At 32.1% G+C, this 16217-nt stretch carries 16 protein-coding genes; 6 read left to right on the top strand and 10 right to left on the bottom strand.

The window, feature by feature from the left end:
- The first annotated feature begins 7 nt into the window (after window positions 1–7).
- The 6 genes from FBF21_RS01620 to FBF21_RS01595 are packed head-to-tail and all read left to right on the top strand — an operon-like array spanning window position 8 to window position 6154.
- Window positions 8–766 carry a UDP-2,3-diacylglucosamine diphosphatase gene (locus FBF21_RS01620; protein ID WP_323469532.1) on the top strand — a complete coding sequence of 253 codons (759 nt, stop codon included), beginning with the start codon at window positions 8–10 and terminating at the stop codon, window positions 764–766.
- Window positions 759–1715 (top strand): chemotaxis protein, encoded by a 957-nt coding sequence (locus FBF21_RS01615; RefSeq protein ID WP_002851778.1) that lies wholly within the window; start codon window positions 759–761, stop codon window positions 1713–1715. Before FBF21_RS01620 ends, FBF21_RS01615 begins: the two co-directional genes overlap by 8 nt.
- A gap of 3 nt (window positions 1716–1718) precedes the next feature.
- Window positions 1719–4028 carry a chemotaxis protein CheW gene (locus FBF21_RS01610; protein ID WP_002859840.1) on the top strand — a complete coding sequence of 770 codons (2310 nt, stop codon included), beginning with the start codon at window positions 1719–1721 and terminating at the stop codon, window positions 4026–4028.
- A 4-nt stretch (window positions 4029–4032) separates the two neighbouring features.
- Window positions 4033–4554 carry a chemotaxis protein CheW gene (locus tag FBF21_RS01605; RefSeq protein ID WP_002826355.1) on the top strand — a complete coding sequence of 174 codons (522 nt, stop codon included), beginning with the start codon at window positions 4033–4035 and terminating at the stop codon, window positions 4552–4554.
- On the top strand, window positions 4554–5177 hold the full coding sequence (serB, locus tag FBF21_RS01600) for a phosphoserine phosphatase SerB (RefSeq protein ID WP_002851598.1): 624 nt from the start codon (window positions 4554–4556) through the stop codon (window positions 5175–5177). Before FBF21_RS01605 ends, serB begins: the two co-directional genes overlap by 1 nt.
- Window positions 5177–6154 carry a transaldolase gene (locus FBF21_RS01595; protein ID WP_002851728.1) on the top strand — a complete coding sequence of 326 codons (978 nt, stop codon included), beginning with the start codon at window positions 5177–5179 and terminating at the stop codon, window positions 6152–6154. Before serB ends, FBF21_RS01595 begins: the two co-directional genes overlap by 1 nt.
- On the opposite strand, the gene FBF21_RS01590 is transcribed toward FBF21_RS01595, so the two are convergent.
- From FBF21_RS01590 to FBF21_RS01545, 10 genes are all read right to left on the bottom strand, one after another.
- A complete protein-coding gene (locus tag FBF21_RS01590; RefSeq protein ID WP_002851686.1) occupies window positions 6155–6577 on the bottom strand; it encodes a hypothetical protein in 423 nt (140 codons plus the stop codon).
- A complete protein-coding gene (gene carB / locus FBF21_RS01585) occupies window positions 6574–9843 on the bottom strand; it encodes a carbamoyl-phosphate synthase large subunit (protein WP_002869714.1) in 3270 nt (1089 codons plus the stop codon). Before carB ends, FBF21_RS01590 begins: the two co-directional genes overlap by 4 nt.
- Before the next feature lie 260 nt (window positions 9844–10103).
- Window positions 10104–10853: a rod shape-determining protein MreC gene (mreC, locus tag FBF21_RS01580; RefSeq protein ID WP_002859838.1), complete on the bottom strand. Its 750-nt coding sequence runs from the start codon at window positions 10851–10853 to the stop codon at window positions 10104–10106.
- The gene (locus tag FBF21_RS01575; RefSeq protein WP_002857495.1) at window positions 10843–11883 is read right to left on the bottom strand and encodes a rod shape-determining protein; all 1041 of its coding nucleotides are present in this window, start codon (window positions 11881–11883) and stop codon (window positions 10843–10845) included. The genes mreC and FBF21_RS01575 overlap by 11 nt, the downstream gene beginning before the upstream one ends.
- Before the next feature lie 10 nt (window positions 11884–11893).
- Window positions 11894–13117, bottom strand: coding sequence for an ATP-dependent Clp protease ATP-binding subunit ClpX (clpX, locus tag FBF21_RS01570; RefSeq protein WP_002874131.1), 1224 nt, complete (start codon window positions 13115–13117; stop codon window positions 11894–11896).
- Window positions 13110–13901 carry an acyl-ACP--UDP-N-acetylglucosamine O-acyltransferase gene (gene lpxA / locus FBF21_RS01565; protein ID WP_002859836.1) on the bottom strand — a complete coding sequence of 264 codons (792 nt, stop codon included), beginning with the start codon at window positions 13899–13901 and terminating at the stop codon, window positions 13110–13112. Before lpxA ends, clpX begins: the two co-directional genes overlap by 8 nt.
- Window positions 13901–14341, bottom strand: coding sequence for a 3-hydroxyacyl-ACP dehydratase FabZ (gene fabZ, locus FBF21_RS01560; protein ID WP_002851782.1), 441 nt, complete (start codon window positions 14339–14341; stop codon window positions 13901–13903). The genes lpxA and fabZ overlap by 1 nt, the downstream gene beginning before the upstream one ends.
- A 94-nt stretch (window positions 14342–14435) precedes the next feature.
- Complete coding sequence (locus FBF21_RS01555) at window positions 14436–15527, bottom strand: epoxyqueuosine reductase QueH (protein ID WP_168985424.1); 1092 nt, start codon at window positions 15525–15527, stop codon at window positions 14436–14438.
- Window positions 15527–15982 carry a thioredoxin-dependent thiol peroxidase gene (bcp, locus tag FBF21_RS01550; RefSeq protein WP_002876230.1) on the bottom strand — a complete coding sequence of 152 codons (456 nt, stop codon included), beginning with the start codon at window positions 15980–15982 and terminating at the stop codon, window positions 15527–15529. The genes FBF21_RS01555 and bcp overlap by 1 nt, the downstream gene beginning before the upstream one ends.
- A complete protein-coding gene (locus FBF21_RS01545; protein ID WP_002826901.1) occupies window positions 15979–16185 on the bottom strand; it encodes a 4-oxalocrotonate tautomerase family protein in 207 nt (68 codons plus the stop codon). Before FBF21_RS01545 ends, bcp begins: the two co-directional genes overlap by 4 nt.
- Between the last annotated feature and the right edge of the window lie 32 nt (window positions 16186–16217).

Here is a 16217-nt window from a genome sequence, read left to right as displayed (position 1 = left end):
ATAAAAAATTTTACTACAAAATGGAGCGATTTTAATCGCAGATGCTCATGAAAATGAACAAAGAAAGGGATTTTGGGAATTTTTACAAGCCTTAAAAAAAGGTAAAATTTCCACCCCTCAACTCATACTTATGGGTGATATTTTCGATTTGCTTATAGGCGAAATCTCTGCTACACATGAATTTGCTAAACCTTACATAGAACTTTTAGAAGAATTGGCCTTAAAAATTGAAATTATCTACTTAGAAGGCAATCATGATTTTAATCTTTCTTGTTTTTTTAAAAGGGTAAAAATTTTTAACTTACAAGAGCAGCCCATAAAACTTAATTTGCATACAAGTAAAGGTAATAATCTTGTTTTAAATAATGCTTTTATAAAATTAGCTCACGGAGATATTTTTTTACCACCTCTTTTACAATTTACTCTGAAAACATTAAGAAATCATTATTTGCTTGTATTTTTGAATTTTTTAAATATTATTACTCGTAATTTTATTTCAAATAAAATTCTTCAAAATCAAAACAAAAAAAACCTTTTTTATCAAATAAAAGATTTTGAAAATTTAGCGAAAAAAAGATATGAAAAATATGAAAATTTAGGATTTTGGGTATGTGAAGGACACTATCATCAAAATCATCAAATCAACAAAGAAAACATTAAATATCTTAACTTAGCTAGTTTTGCATATAAGAGAAGTTTTTTTGTAGTAGAATATCAGCAAGAAATCAAATTTCGAGAACAGAAATTGAGGGGTCAAAATGTTTGATGAAAATATCGTGAAAACGGGTTCAAATGAAATGGAGCTTGTCGATTTCCGTATCTTTAAGCAAGGGCACGATAAAGTCTATGAAGGAATTTATGGTGTAAATGTTTCTAAGGTAAGGGAGATTATAAAAATCCCAAGCCTTACAGAACTTCCAGGTGTACCTGATTACATCGAAGGTATCTTTGATCTTCGTGGAGTGGTTATACCTGTAGTCAATCTTGCCAAATGGATGCAAATCACTGAGCCAGAAAGCACTATGCTAAAACCTAGAGTTATTATTACTGAATTTAGCAATATTCTTATTGGTTTTATAGTTCACGAAGCAAAAAGAATTCGTAGAATAAACTGGAAAGATATAGAACCAGCAACTTTTTCTACAGGATCAGGTGCTTTAGATAAAGGTAAAATTACAGGTGTAACACGCATTGAAAATGATGAAGTGTTGCTAATTTTAGATCTTGAAAGTGTTGTTGAAGATTTAGGAATTTACGCTCCAAAAACAGATATAGATTTTGGAAAAATAGAAAAATTTACTGGAACAGCACTTATACTTGATGACAGCATGACTGCTAGAAAACGCGTCAAAGAAATGATGCAACAGATGGGCTTTCAAGTTGTTGAAGCTAAGGACGGCGTAGAGGGCATAAACAAATTAGAAGAATTAAGCCAAATTTATGGTGAAAGTTTAAACGATACTTTAAAAATTATAGTAAGCGATGTCGAAATGCCACAAATGGATGGTTTCCACTTTGCTGCACGCATTAAAGAAGATCCAAGATTTAAAGATATTCCTATAGTCTTTAACTCATCTTTATCAAATGAATTTATGAATGAGAAAGGTGTTCAAGAAGCTGGTGGAGAAGGCTATCTTGTCAAATTTAACGCTAGCGATTTCTTCAATGAAATTGCAAAGGTTATTAAAAAACATCAATCTCAAGAACAGGGGTAAAATATGGAAGATATGCAAGAAATACTTGAAGACTTTTTGGTTGAAGCTTTTGAGCTTGTTGAGCAAATCGACCATGATTTAGTAGAGCTTGAATCAAATCCAGAAGATTTAGAATTATTAAATAGAATTTTCCGTGTTGCACATACGGTTAAAGGATCATCAAGCTTCTTAAATTTTGATGTTTTAACAAAGTTAACTCACCACATGGAGGATGTTTTAAACAAAGCAAGACATGGCGAGTTAAAAATAACTCCAGATATCATGGATGTGGTTTTAGAGTCTATTGATAGAATGAAAACTTTACTTAATTCCATTCGTGATAATGGCAACGATACTGCTATTGGTATGGATATAGAACCAATTTGCGCAAGATTAACAGCTATTTCAGAGGGAGAGTCTCCTGTTGTGGCAACAGATTCAAATGAAAAATCTACTCCACAAGCAGAACTAGAAGCACCAAAACAAGAAATAGCTACTCCAGAACCTGAAGTAGATGTTAATCAATTAAGTGATTCTGAAGTTGAAGCTGAAATAGAAAGACTTTTAAAAGTTAGAAAAGCTGAAGATCAAGCTCGTCGCGCACAAAAGAAACAAACAACAAATGCGGCACCTAAACCGACTAACAATACAGCGAATAAACCTACGGAAAGTGGAGAGAAAAAAGTTCCTGCTTCAGGTAGTAATGCTAGCAGTATGGATCAAACCATACGCGTGGAGGTAAAAAGATTAGATCACTTAATGAATCTAATTGGGGAGCTTGTTTTAGGCAAAAACCGTTTGCTTAAAATTTACGATGATGTTGAAGAGCGTTATGAAGGAGAAAAATTCCTTGAAGAACTTAATCAGGTTGTAAGTCAATTAAGTATTATTACAACTGATGTTCAGCTTGCTGTGATGAAAACAAGAATGCAACCTATAGCAAAAGTTTTCAATAAATTCCCAAGAGTTGTTCGTGATTTAAGTCGTGAATTAGGAAAGCAAATAGAACTTGAAATTACAGGTGAAGAAACTGAACTTGATAAATCTATCGTAGAGGAAATTGGCGATCCTATCATGCATATGATTAGAAATTCATGTGATCATGGTGTTGAGGATCCAGCAACTCGTGCAGCGAATGGAAAACCTGAAAAAGGTATAGTCCAACTTAAAGCTTATAATGAGGGCAATCACATCGTTGTAGAAATTACAGATGACGGTAAAGGACTTGATCCAAATGGCTTAAAAGCAAAAGCTATAGAGAAAAATTTGATTACCGAAAGAGAAGCAGATCAAATGACAGACAAAGAAGCTTTTGCTTTGATTTTCAAGCCTGGTTTTTCAACTGCGGCTAAAGTAACAAATGTTTCAGGTCGTGGCGTAGGAATGGATGTTGTTAAAACCAACATCGAAAAACTTAATGGGGTAATTGAAATTGATAGTGAGTTAGGTAAAGGAAGTTCATTTAAACTTAAAATTCCTCTTACCTTGGCAATCATTCAATCTTTACTTGTAGGAACTCAAGAGGAATTCTATGCAATTCCACTTGCAAGCGTTCTTGAAACAGTTAGAGTGCCAATTGATGATATCTATACTATCGAAGGTAAAAATGTATTACGCTTAAGAGATGAAGTGCTTTCTCTTGTGAGACTTTCAGATGTATTTGGAGTTAAACAAGTCCTTGAAAGCGGTGATCAAACTTATGTCGTTGTTATAGGGGTAGCAGAAAGCAAGCTTGGTATTATAGTAGATACTCTTGTAGGACAAGAAGAAATAGTTATTAAATCCATGGGTGATTATTTACAAAATATCCAAGGTATAGCAGGAGCTACAATCCGTGGTGATGGTAGGGTGACATTAATCATTGATGTAGGCGCTATGATGGATATGGCCAAAGAAATTAAAGTTGATATTAAAGCGCAATTAGAATCAAGTGCGAAAAAACCTAAAGAACAACCAAGTGATTATAAAGTCTTAATTGTAGATGATTCTAAAATGGACAGAACTTTAATGCAAAAAGCTTTAGAACCGCTAGGAGTTAGTTTAATCGAAGCAACAAATGGTGTTGAAGCATTGAATATTATAAAATCTGGCGAACATGATATTGATGCAATGCTTATAGATATCGAAATGCCAAGAATGGATGGATACACCTTAGCTGGTGAAATTAGAAAGTATTCTAAATATCGCAACTTACCATTGATAGCAGTTACTTCAAGAACAAGTAAAACTGACCGTTTAAGAGGTGTTGAAGTGGGTATGACTGAATATATCACTAAACCTTATTCTCCAGAATACTTGGAAAATGTGGTTAGAAAAAATTTGAAACTAGGATAAGAATATGAGTAATGAAAAATTAGAGCAAATTTTGCAAAAACAGCAAACTCAGATGGCTGGTCCTGATGTCGATCAAAGAGAAGATGATATCATCCAACTTGTTGGCTTTGTAGTTGGAGATGAGGAATATGCGATTCCAATTCTTAATATACAAGAAATCATCAAACCTATAGAATATACTAGAGTTCCTAGTGTACCTGATTATGTTCTAGGGGTTTTTAATATGCGTGGTAATGTTATGCCGCTCATTGATCTAGCTCAACGCTTTCATTTAGGAAGTTCTAAAATGACACCTCAAACAAGATATATTGTTTTAAGAGGTGAGACAAATGGAACTGGAGTTGGAGGAAATGCTGGTTTTGTTATAGATAGATTAACTGAAGCAATTAAAATTCACAGAAACAGAATCGATCCACCACCTGAAACTTTAGTTAAAGACAAAGGTATGATTTATGGTATAGGAAAAAGAGATGAAAATATCTTAACTATACTCAAAGTAGAAGCTTTGCTTAAGCGCGAATTTTAATGATTAAACTTTGTGTTTTTGACTTTGATGCTACTTTAATGGATGGTGAAACCATCGATATTTTAGCTACAGCGCATGGCAAGGGTAATCAAACAAGCGAAATTACCCGCCATGCTATGACTGGAGAACTTGATTTTTTCGAAAGTCTTCAAAAACGAGTAAGCTTTTTAAAAGGTATGTCTTATAAAAAAGTTTTAGAATTAAGTAGCACACTTCCACTAATGCGTGGAGCACATGAACTTATCCAATATTTAAAATCTAAAAATATACAAATTGTTATTTTTAGCGGTGGTTTTCATGAAGGCATAAATCCTGCTATGCAAAAACTTGGAATTAACCTCGGTTTTGCAAATTATCTGCATCATAAAAATGACATTTTAACAGGGCTAGTTGGTGGGGAAATGATGTTTTCAAATTCAAAAGGCTTAATGCTACAACGATTAAAAAGCTTTTTAAATTTGAAAACAGATGAAGTGATGTGTGTTGGCGATGGGGCAAATGATTTGGCAATGTTTAACGAAAGTGGATTAAAGATTGCATTTTGTGCTAAAGAAATTTTACGTTCTCAAGCTGATATTTGCATAGATATAAAAGACTTAAAAGAAATAATAAAGGTAATATAATGAAAAATTTTTCTCTTTGGTGTGATTTTATAGAAAATAGTTTTTTAGATAATGAATTTTTAAATTTATTATCACATGGAATTAATGGCGCTACTTCAAATCCTGCTATTTTTAAAAATGCTATTTTAAATTCTCCAATTTATAAAGATAAAATTCTTAAATTAAAAGAAAAAAAAACAAAAGATATTTATGAAGAATTAGCAATTTCTGATATTCAAAAAGCAGCTGATAAATTAGCTCCTCTTTTTTATCAAAAAAATGATGGATTTATAAGTATTGAAATAGATCCAAGACTTCATGATAACACAACTCTTAGTTTAGGTGAAGCTAAAAGACTTTATAGTGCTATTGGCAAAGAAAATATAATGATTAAAATTCCAGCTACAAAAGCTTCTTATGAAGTAATGTATGAACTTATGAAAAATGGTATTAGCGTCAATGCTACCTTAATTTTTTCTCTTGAACAAAGTCAAAAATGTTTTGAAGCTTTAAATGCAGGTTTAGTCGAATTTAGAAAAAACAATATAGCCTTAAAAGAACAAAACACTAGAACACCACAAGCTGTTATAAGTATTTTTGTAAGTCGTTTTGATAGACTTTTAAATCCTAAGGCTAAGGAGCAAAATCGTATTGGAATTTTAAATGCAAATTTAGCTTATAACAATATCTACTCAAAAAATGAACCTAATATTCGCGCCTTGTTTGCAAGCACCGGAGTTAAAGGAGATGATCTGCCAAAAGACTATTATATCAAAGAACTTCTTTTTGAGAATTCTGTTAATACTGCTCCTCTTGATGCAATAGAGGCATTTAAAGGAAAAATGCATTTTAAAAAACCTTTAATGAATTTTGAAATTTATACAGAACTTAATCAAATCATTTCTCAAAGTGAACGAGAAAAAGCTTGCAATGATTTATTAAGTGATGGCCTAGAGCAATTTTGTATTGCTTTTGAAGATATTTTAAAAGCTCTTTAATTAACGTATTTTTATCATTTTATTCTTTGAAAGTTTTAATATTTTTGATGGGATATTTTCGAAAAATTTCTCATCAAGTATTATATCGGCAACACTTCTAGCCCATTCTTCATCAAATTCTTTTCCATGCTTGTTTGCCGAAGATGAATAAAAATAGCCATTTTTACTTAAAAAATTCGCATGTTTACACTCTTTCACAATACGAATGGCCTGATTATTGGGATAAATAAAAGTTGTTTTTTTAGAACGACGTACTAAATTTTTAAAAGATTTTGGAATTCTTGCTAAACTTTTTAACTCGCAAAATTTCGCAGAAGTGATTAAGCAAGGCTGATTTTTATCTCTACCTTTTAAAGCATTAATCTCTTCTAAATTTTTACTTAAAAATCCTACCGTAGTATCTGTTTGAGCTAAATAAATCAAGATTTAAGCCACTCTTGCAAACTCTTTACATCTAGGCAAGATTTACTCTGTATAGCTTTAATCGATTTTGCACCTGCTAAAGCTGATCGTAAATTTGTAAAATAAGGTATTTTAAAACGAATAATATTTTCACGAATTTTTTTCGTATCGCCTTTAAAACTGTGACTATCGCTTGTATTGATAACTAAGTGAATTTCCCCATTTTTCAATTTATCTTCAACATTGGGGCGTCCTTCTGAAATTTTATGTACAAGTTCGCACTCAAAACCACTTTCTAAAATTTCCTTGCAAGTTCCCCCTGTTGCCATAAGCTTAAAGCCAAGCTTTACATATTCTGCAGCGATTTTTTTGGTATATTTTTTATCCTTATCTTTTAAGGAGATAAATACCACGCCTTGCTCTGGAAGATGATTAAACGATGCAATTTGACTTTTCGCATAAGAATTTGCAAAATCCTTGCTTATACCCATAACTTCACCCGTTGAACGCATTTCAGGGCCTAATTCTAAATCACTTCCACTAAGTTTTGCAAATGGAAATACTGCTTCTTTCACGCTCATATATTTTGGAGTTTTAGGGCGTAAAATTTTAGTATCAAAATTAACCACTTTAAAAGTATCATAAAATTTTAAAGCTTCTTTTAAATTTCCTTGCCACATCACACGCGTTGCCACTTTTGCTAAAGGAATACCCGTAGCTTTACTAACAAAAGGTACGGTACGACTAGCTCTAGGATTTACCTCTATCATATAAAGCTCATGATTATGTAAAGCAAATTGTATATTTAAAAGCCCTACAACTCCCAAATTTAAAGCAATATCTGCGGTTTTTTGTGCAATAAATTCTTGCATTTTTTCATCGATATTGCAAGGCGGCAAAGAACAAGCACTGTCACCTGAATGAATTCCTGCTTCTTCTATGTGCTCCATAATTCCTGCAACATAAACATCTTTGCCATCACAAATCGCATCAACATCAATTTCTGTAGCATTGTCTAAAAACTGATCGATCAAAACAGGGCTTTTATCGCTTACATCCACAGCTTCTTGCATATAGAGTCTCAGTTCAGCCTCATCATTTACCACGCGCATCGCACGCCCACCTAAAACATAACTTGGTCTTACAAGCACAGGATACCCTATATCACTAGCCTTAAAAACCGCTTCTTCTACGCTTGTTGCAGTAGAATTTTTTGGCTGATTGATACCTAGCTTTGTAATAAATTCGGCAAATTTCTTTCTATCTTCTGCCATATCAATTACTCTTGAGCTAGTACCTATAATCTTAGCTCCAAAAGCACTTAAACGCTTAGCAAATTTCAAAGGAGTTTGTCCACCAAAATGCACAATCACTCCATCAGGTTTTTCACGCTCAATCACCGCTCTTAAATGTTCGAAATCAATAGGCTCGAAATACAAAATATCACTTGTATCATAGTCAGTCGAAACGGTTTCAGGATTACAATTATACATAATAGTTTTAATACCCATATCTTTAAGCGCAAAAGAAGCATGTACGCAAGCATAGTCAAATTCTATACCTTGTCCTATGCGGTTTGGCCCCCCACCTATAATCATCACTTTTTTTTCTTTTTTATCCTTAGTATCGTTTTTACTTTGAGTGAGTTCGCTTACATTGATACTTGAATAAAGATAAGGAGTTAAAGCTTCAAATTCACCCGCACAAGTATCCACTTCACTAAATTCTGCGATGATTTTTTGCTTCATTCTTGCATAATAAATATCATTTTGGCTTAATTCTAAATTATCTTTCAAATTTACAAGCAAAGCTATCATTTTGTCTGAAAAGCCCATAGTTTTTGCTTTTCTCAAAAGAGCTTTATTGTTTAAAATATCCATATCAATTTGCTCTTCAAAATCTACAATTTCTTTAATCTGTGTTAAAAACCAAGGATCTATTTTACAAAGCTCATAAAGTTCTTCTACGCTAAAACCTTCCCTAAAAGCTTGAGCAACATAAAGTAAACGCTTTTCATTGGCATTGCGAATTTTAAAAACAAGATCATTTCTATCTTCAAATTTTACTCTATCAAAACCACTTAAAGAACGCTCAAGCGAACAAAGTGCTTTTTGTATACTTTCTTTAAAAGTGCGTCCTATAGCCATCACCTCACCCACACTTTTCATAGCTGTACCTAAAGTTGTGTTTGCTCCTGGAAATTTTTCAAAGGTAAAGCGAGGAATTTTTGTTACAATATAATCAATCACAGGCTCAAAAGATGCAGGAGTTCCTGTAATATCATTTTTAATCTCATCTAAACTAAAGCCTACTGCCAAAAGTGTTGCAACCTTTGCTATAGGATAGCCCGTTGCCTTAGAAGCTAAAGCACTTGATCTTGAAACTCTTGGATTCATTTCTATAACTATCATTCTTCCATTTTTTGGGTTGATAGCAAACTGCACATTACTTCCGCCTGTATCTACGCCAATTTCACGCAAAATAGCAAAAGAAGCATTACGCATAACTTGATATTCTTTATCCGTCAAAGTTAATGCTGGAGCTATTGTAATACTATCTCCTGTATGAACTCCCATAGGATCGATATTTTCTATGCTACAAACTATGATACAATTATCCGCTCTATCGCGTATAACTTCCATTTCATATTCTTTCCAACCTAACAAACTTTCTTCAATCAAAATTTCATGGATAGGTGATAAAGCTAAAGCAGTATTGGCAAGTTCTTTAAATTCGTCCATATTGTAAACCACGCCACTTCCAGCACCCCCTAAAGTATAAGAAGCACGGATCATCAAAGGAAAGCCAATTTCATCTACAGCTTTTAAAGCTTCATCATAATTATACGCATACATCGATTTTGGCAAATCCATGCCAATTTTTTTCATACATTCTTTAAAAACCTGACGATCTTCGCCTTTTTTAATCGCCTCAGGATTTGCGCCTAAAAATTTCACATCTCCTAAAAGTCCGCTTTCATAAACTTCCATAGCAACATTTAACGCTACTTGTCCACCCATAGTTGGCAAAATTGCATCAATTTTTTCTTTTTTAATAATACTTAAAATACTTTCTTTTGTTATGGGTTCTATATAAGTCGCATCTGCAAATTCGGGATCTGTCATGATGGTTGCAGGATTTGAGTTGATTAATACTACACGATATCCTAATTCTTTTAAAGTCTTTGCGGCTTGAGTTCCAGAATAATCAAATTCACAAGCTTGTCCTATCACAATAGGACCACTTCCTATAAGTAAAATGCTTTTAATATCTGTTCGTTTTGGCATAAATTTTCCTAAGAGCATAAATTTGGGCTGATTATAACAAAAATTAGTTTTATAAACTTTGAAATTATCGATATAATTTTAAAAAATAAACACTCTGCTTTTAATCTAGGAAATAATACATAAAGAAATTTAAGATTTTTTATAAAATTCTCATTCAATTATAAACATTTATTTGATAATTTAACAAAATTTTTAGCATTAAACAAAGTTATAATAATTAGCAAAAATATAGAAAATTTTTAAAAAGTCTAATCCTTGACTTATAAATTATCTACTACATATAAATAAGCAGGAATACTAATCTTAACATAAGGCTTTACTTCTACACTTTGATACATATCTTCATCATTAACTCTATTCACAATACCAACAGGTATATCTGAAAAGAAAATATTATCAAGTCCACTTGTTAAAATTTCATCTCCGGTATTAATTTTTGCCCATTTTGGAATAAATTTAACCACAATCCTGCCATCTTCACCCTGGATTAAACCTGGAGCTTTGGATTTTCCTATATAAACAGAAAAAACACACTGATCATCACCTTGTAAGAGAGCCATTGCTCTACCATTTTTATTAATAGCTATACCTGCAGTATATCCTTGATATATTAAACCACGATTTTTACCAACTGGAATTTTGCTCCAATCTAACCATAATTTTTTATAATCATTCAATTGAACGTAAGAAATAACTCTAGTTAAAGAAACTTGAGGTAAATATTTTGTAGAATTTTGATCCTCTAAAATACGATTTAATTGATTTGCAAAACTAGTTACCTTTACAGCAATATCTTCTAATTCTTTATTTCTAGCTTTTAGTTGCTGAATTTGATTTGCTTGATTAAAGTGTTCTGAAATTTTTTTTCCCAAATAATCTTTAATATTATAAAAATTACCTATAACAAAATCATTAACACGGAGAACATTTTGCTTGATAAGTCCTCCATAATAAAAAGATATAAAAACCAAAAAGGCTAAGACAAGAACATAAAAAATCTTATTCTTCATTGGTTAATTGTTGCAATAATGAAATTTCCTCTAAAGCTTTACCCGTTCCTTTTGCTACAGCTAAAAGCGGTTCATCTGCGATATAAACTGGCAAACGTACAATTTCACTTAAGTATTTATCAAAACCACGAATCAATGCTCCACCACCTGTTAAAACTACACCATTTTCTACTATATCACTTGCTAAATCAGGCGGCATCATTTCAAGAACCATTTTTAAAGCATCAGCAATTTCTTTTAAATACTCACGCATTGCTTCTCTTACATCTTCACTTGTAAGTTCAATACGACTTAAAAGTCCACTTACTTGATCGCGTCCTTTTACCACCATAGAAAGTTCTTTTGGAAGTTGTATTGCTGAACCTATGGTGATTTTGATCTCTTCGCCTGTTCTTTCACCTATGATAAGATTGTATTTTTCTTTTACATAATTAACTATACTCATATCAAGCTTATCTCCAGCTGTACGAATAGACTTTGAAATCACAAGTCCACCCAAAGAAATCACTCCGATCTCAGTAGTTCCACCCCCTATATCTACTACCAAATTTCCTTTAGGTTCTTGTATAGGTAAACTTGCACCAATAGCTGCTGCCATAGGCTCTTCGATCAAAAATACCTCTCTTGCACCTGCACTTAAAGCACTTTCTCTTACCGCTTTTCTTTCTACTTGAGTTAAACCATAAGGAACAGAAATAATAATTCTAGGGCGTAAAAAACTTTTTCTACGATGTGTTTTTTCTATAAAATAGCGGATCATTTTTTCAGTCATATCAAAATCTGCAATCACGCCATCTTTCATAGGACGAATAGCTTCGATGTTACCTGGAGTTTTTCCCACCATATCTTTAGCTTCTTTACCTACGGCTAAAATTTTTGCTTTGGAACCATACCTTTCTCTTTCAACTGCCACAACAGAAGGCTCGTTTATCACTATACCCTTATCTTTTACCAAAACTAGCGTATTAGCTGTTCCTAAATCAATCCCCATATCACTAGAAAAAAATCCTATAAGTTGATCTAATATCATTTCTATCCTTTTAACTTATTTTTCTTTTTATTAATAATGCCTTTGCATTGTCTTTAACAACTTCTTTGGTTATTACAATATCATAGTTTTTATACTCTGGTAACTCAAACATTAAATCTACCATCATTTCTTCTATAATACTTCTAAGCCCCCTAGCCCCTGTTTTTCTCTCCAATGCAAGCTGTGCGATAGCTCTTAGAGCATCTTCTTCAAATTTTAAATTTACCCCATCAATAGCAAAAAGCTTTTGATATTGCTTAATAATGGCATTTTTAGGTTCAGTTAAAATTCTTACCATATCTTCTTCATTAAGCTCATTTAAAGATGCAATCACATGCAAACGACCTATAAGCTCAGGAATCAAACCAAAATGCACCAAATCATCAGGTTCAATTTTCTCAAGTAAAGCTTTATTTTCTTCTTTTGCATCATCAAAAAAACCTACAACTTTATCTCCAAGTTTTCTTTTTAAGATAGTTTCCAAACCATCAAAAGCTCCACCACAAACAAATAAAATATTTGAAGTGTCAATTTGTATAAACTCTTGATTTGGATGTTTTCTCCCCCCCTTTGGTGGAATATTTACCAAACTTCCTTCGATAATCTTAAGTAAAGCTTGTTGCACACCCTCTCCACTTACATCACGAGTAATAGAACGATTTTCACTCATTCTGGCAATTTTATCAATCTCATCAATAAAAACTATACCTTTTTGAGCTCTTTGCACATCTCCATCTGCAGCTTGTAAAAGACGTGTTAAAATATTTTCTACATCCTCACCTACATATCCTGCTTCAGTTAAAGAAGTTGCATCACAAATTGCTATAGGTACATCTAAAAATTTAGCTAAAGTTTGCGCCAATAAAGTTTTTCCACTTCCTGTTGGCCCAACAAGTAAAATATTTGACTTAAAAAGCTCTGTATCATCATCTTGAAGTTCAGCTTTAAAAAGTCTTTTATAATGATTGTATACTCCAACACTAAAAACTTTTTTAGCTCTATCTTGTCCTATGACATAACGATCTAAATAAGCTTTTAATTCTTTTGGAGTGATATCTTTAAATTCTGTATTATAACTTTGTTTAGGTTCTTTAAATTCTTTTTCTTCTCCATAAATAATACTATAAGCACCTTCAACGCAATATTCACAAATAAAAGCATCATCATTTTCATTTGCTAAAATTCTTCTTTGTGGATTCTCCACTTCATTGCAAAAACTACATTTTCTAGGCATTATTTTTACCCCTATAGACAGGAATTCCACGCTTTGTTTCTAATATAAAATGGCACATTTTTTTAACATTTTCACTTTCTTGATTTTCAAGCAAATTTTTAGCATTTTCTTTTAAATCTCCTTGTCTAAATAAAGTTTTAAAAGCTCTACTAAGTCTATCTACTTCATCTTTATCAAAACGACGACGAGTACCTACTAAATTTAAACTTCTAATACTTGCACGATTTCCTTCTGCTAAACAAAACGGTACTATATCCTGAGAAAGTGCACTTGCTCCTGCTATCATACAACCCTCACCTACTTTGACAAATTGATGAATAGGTGTAAGCCCGCCTACAACCGTAAAATCTCCAAGCTCTACATGTCCTGCCAAAGTTGCATTATTAGCTAAAATAATATTATTACCTAAAAGACAATCATGAGCAATATGACAATAAGCCATAATAAAAGCATTATCGCCTATACGAGTAAAACCATCTCCTTTAGCTGTACCTGAATTTATCGTTGCAAATTCTCTAATAGTTGCATTTTTCCCTATAACAACACCGCTTTTTTGCTCTTCTTTATAAGATATATCCTGAGGAATATCGCCTACTATAGCATAAGAAAATACACGAGAATGATCACCTATAGTTGTATCTGAAAGAATTCGAGCACCTTGTTTGATGACAACATTATTACCTATTTTAGCATCTTTGCTTACATAAGCATAAGCTTCTACTACAACATCGTCACCAAGTTGTGCACCCTCTTCAATCACCGCACTTGGATGAATTTTTTTCATTATTTATCCACTATCATAGCTTTAAGCTCGGCCTCTGCAACTAAATTTCCATCTACAAAAGCTTGCCCTTTAAAAATCCACATATTACCACGATTTTTAACCACGCTCATTTCATAATCAAGCCTATCTCCAGGACGCACAGGATTTCTAAATTTTGCTCCATCTATGCCTGTGAAATAAACTACTTTACTTTTTGGATCCACTTTATCTTCCATACTTTCAAAAGCTAAAACTCCACCTGTTTGAGCCATACCTTCTAAAATCAAAACTCCAGGATAAATAGGATGCCCTGGAAAATGTCCCATAAAAACATGATCACTTATACTGATGTTTTTATATCCTCGCACCACTTCTTTAACTTTTAATTCTGTAATTTTATCTACTAGTAAAAAAGGATAACGGTGTGGTAAAATTTCTTGAATTTGCATTACATCTATCATTATTAAATTAACCTTGAAAACAATTAAAAATTTTATTATATAAAAAAATCATTAAAAATTATATTAACAAAAAAAGTTTTTCTTAATAAATTTCTTAAATTTTTACAAGCACCTCTTGATTATCATGATAAATTTCACTTTTTGCTATCACTTCATATCTTGAAGGTAAAATATTTTCGAGGATGATAATAGGACTAAGATTATAAGTTCCAAACAATTTATTACGCCATTTAATTTCTGCTTGAACACTTAAAGGTCTTTTTAAAAAATCTTCAAAATTTTTCCATTTGTTTTTAAAAAATGCATTAAAACGCCAAAATTCCACTAAAACTATTTCATCTTTAGTACTTCTATAAAAGCCTTCTTTTAAATTTTGTTTTAAATTTTCCTCATCCAAAGAAAATCTTGTATAAGCGTTTTTAAAATGCGAATAAAATAAAATATGAGATTTAACGGGCTTTTTATCTAATTTTATCAAAGCACTTAAAAGACGATAATTTAAAAATTTCTCTCTTAAAATTTCAAATTTTATACCTTTTTTTTCCCATAAAACTACTTTTTTATAAAGAGCTATTCTTGCTTCTATACTTGCAGGTAAAATTTGCTTATTTACAGGAGACATTAATTCATCAATAAAATTCTTATCTTGTTTTTGTTTTTTAAGCCCATAAATGCAGCCGCAATAGTTTTGATGATAAAGCATTTCCTTTTTTGCTAAAGCAAACTGTCTTTGAGTACCGCCATTTTTACGAAAATCAGGAGCTAAAAACTCTACTCCATAAGACTCACATTCTTTTTGTAAAGCATTTTTTAACTGTTCTAAATCTTTTTTAGGGCTGGTTAAAAGCGTAGTAGTAAGCTTTTTTTCTCCTATTTTAGCAGCAAATTTAACACTAGATCCCATTCTTACATCAAAGCAAATTTCACACCTTGCACCCTTTTCAGGCTCATCTTCATAACCACGCACAGCATTAAGCCATTTTTCATACTCATACTCACCTTTATAAAGCTTAATACCAAGTTTATCACAAGATCTTTTTACATCTAAAAATCTTAGTTCGTATTCGCTTAAGGGATGGATATTTGGATCATAAAAGTATCCTATAATTTTTTCATCAGGATAAGTCTTTCTAAGTTCTTCAATAAAATAATGACTATCCACACTGCAACAAATATGCACCAACATTAAAGACTTTCAAGCACTTTTAAAGCATGATCTTTTACACGAACATTACTATAAATTTGAGCAATCCTACCTATTTCATCAATAACAAAAGTAGAGCGAATAAGACCTTCGTATTCTTTTCCGTAATTTTTTTTAAGCCCCCAAGCTCCATAAGCTTTAGCAACTTCTTTTTCACTATCGCTAAGTAAAATATGTTTTAAATCAAATTTAGAGATAAATTTTTCATGACTTGCCACGCTATCAGGACTGATACCAATAATCACTGCATTTTTACCACCAAATTTATCATAATTTGCGCTAAAATCACAAGCCTCTGTAGTGCAACCTGGAGTATTATCTTTTGGATAAAAATACAAAATCACCTTTTTGCCAATAAAATCTTTTAATGCTATTTTTACCCCATCTTGATTTAAAAGCTCAAACTGAGGTGCTTTATCTCCTATGTTTAAACTCATTTAATTGCCTTTGCTTTGATAGCTTCAACGCTTTCTCCGCCAAAGCCTATGTCATAATTTTCTACATCTTCTAAAACCACCACAACTCTTTCTTTACTTTTATTATATTTCGTGCTTAAAAGTTTGGTAATATCAGCTATAAGCTCCGCTTTTTGTTCCTTGCTTAAAGACGGCTTTGCTAATTTAATATTTACTAATGGCATAATTTCTCCTTTTTAACGATAATTTTTCATAA

The sequence above is a fragment of the Campylobacter sp. CFSAN093238 genome, assembly GCF_012898015.1.
In the GTDB taxonomy this organism is placed as follows: Bacteria; Campylobacterota; Campylobacteria; order Campylobacterales; family Campylobacteraceae; genus Campylobacter_D; species Campylobacter_D jejuni.
Note: the sequence above shows the minus strand (reverse complement) of the source record. Positions and strands in the feature narration are given on the sequence as shown.

Bases quoted from the DNA above. Each gene is read 5' to 3' on its own strand.
- FBF21_RS01615 (WP_002851778.1), top strand. From the start codon at position 759: ATGTTTGATGAAAATATCGTGAAAACGGGTTCAAATGAAATGGAGCTT.
- FBF21_RS01610 (WP_002859840.1), top strand. From the start codon at position 1,719: ATGGAAGATATGCAAGAAATACTTGAAGACTTTTTGGTTGAAGCTTTT.
- FBF21_RS01605 (WP_002826355.1), top strand. From the start codon at position 4,033: ATGAGTAATGAAAAATTAGAGCAAATTTTGCAAAAACAGCAAACTCAG.
- serB (WP_002851598.1), top strand. From the start codon at position 4,554: ATGATTAAACTTTGTGTTTTTGACTTTGATGCTACTTTAATGGATGGT.
- FBF21_RS01595 (WP_002851728.1), top strand. From the start codon at position 5,177: ATGAAAAATTTTTCTCTTTGGTGTGATTTTATAGAAAATAGTTTTTTA.
- carB (WP_002869714.1), bottom strand. From the start codon at position 9,843: ATGCCAAAACGAACAGATATTAAAAGCATTTTACTTATAGGAAGTGGT.
- mreC (WP_002859838.1), bottom strand. From the start codon at position 10,853: ATGAAGAATAAGATTTTTTATGTTCTTGTCTTAGCCTTTTTGGTTTTT.
- FBF21_RS01575 (WP_002857495.1), bottom strand. From the start codon at position 11,883: ATGATATTAGATCAACTTATAGGATTTTTTTCTAGTGATATGGGGATT.
- clpX (WP_002874131.1), bottom strand. From the start codon at position 13,117: ATGCCTAGAAAATGTAGTTTTTGCAATGAAGTGGAGAATCCACAAAGA.
- lpxA (WP_002859836.1), bottom strand. From the start codon at position 13,901: ATGAAAAAAATTCATCCAAGTGCGGTGATTGAAGAGGGTGCACAACTT.
- fabZ (WP_002851782.1), bottom strand. From the start codon at position 14,341: ATGATAGATGTAATGCAAATTCAAGAAATTTTACCACACCGTTATCCT.
- FBF21_RS01555 (WP_168985424.1), bottom strand. From the start codon at position 15,527: ATGTTGGTGCATATTTGTTGCAGTGTGGATAGTCATTATTTTATTGAA.
- bcp (WP_002876230.1), bottom strand. From the start codon at position 15,982: ATGAGTTTAAACATAGGAGATAAAGCACCTCAGTTTGAGCTTTTAAAT.
- FBF21_RS01545 (WP_002826901.1), bottom strand. From the start codon at position 16,185: ATGCCATTAGTAAATATTAAATTAGCAAAGCCGTCTTTAAGCAAGGAA.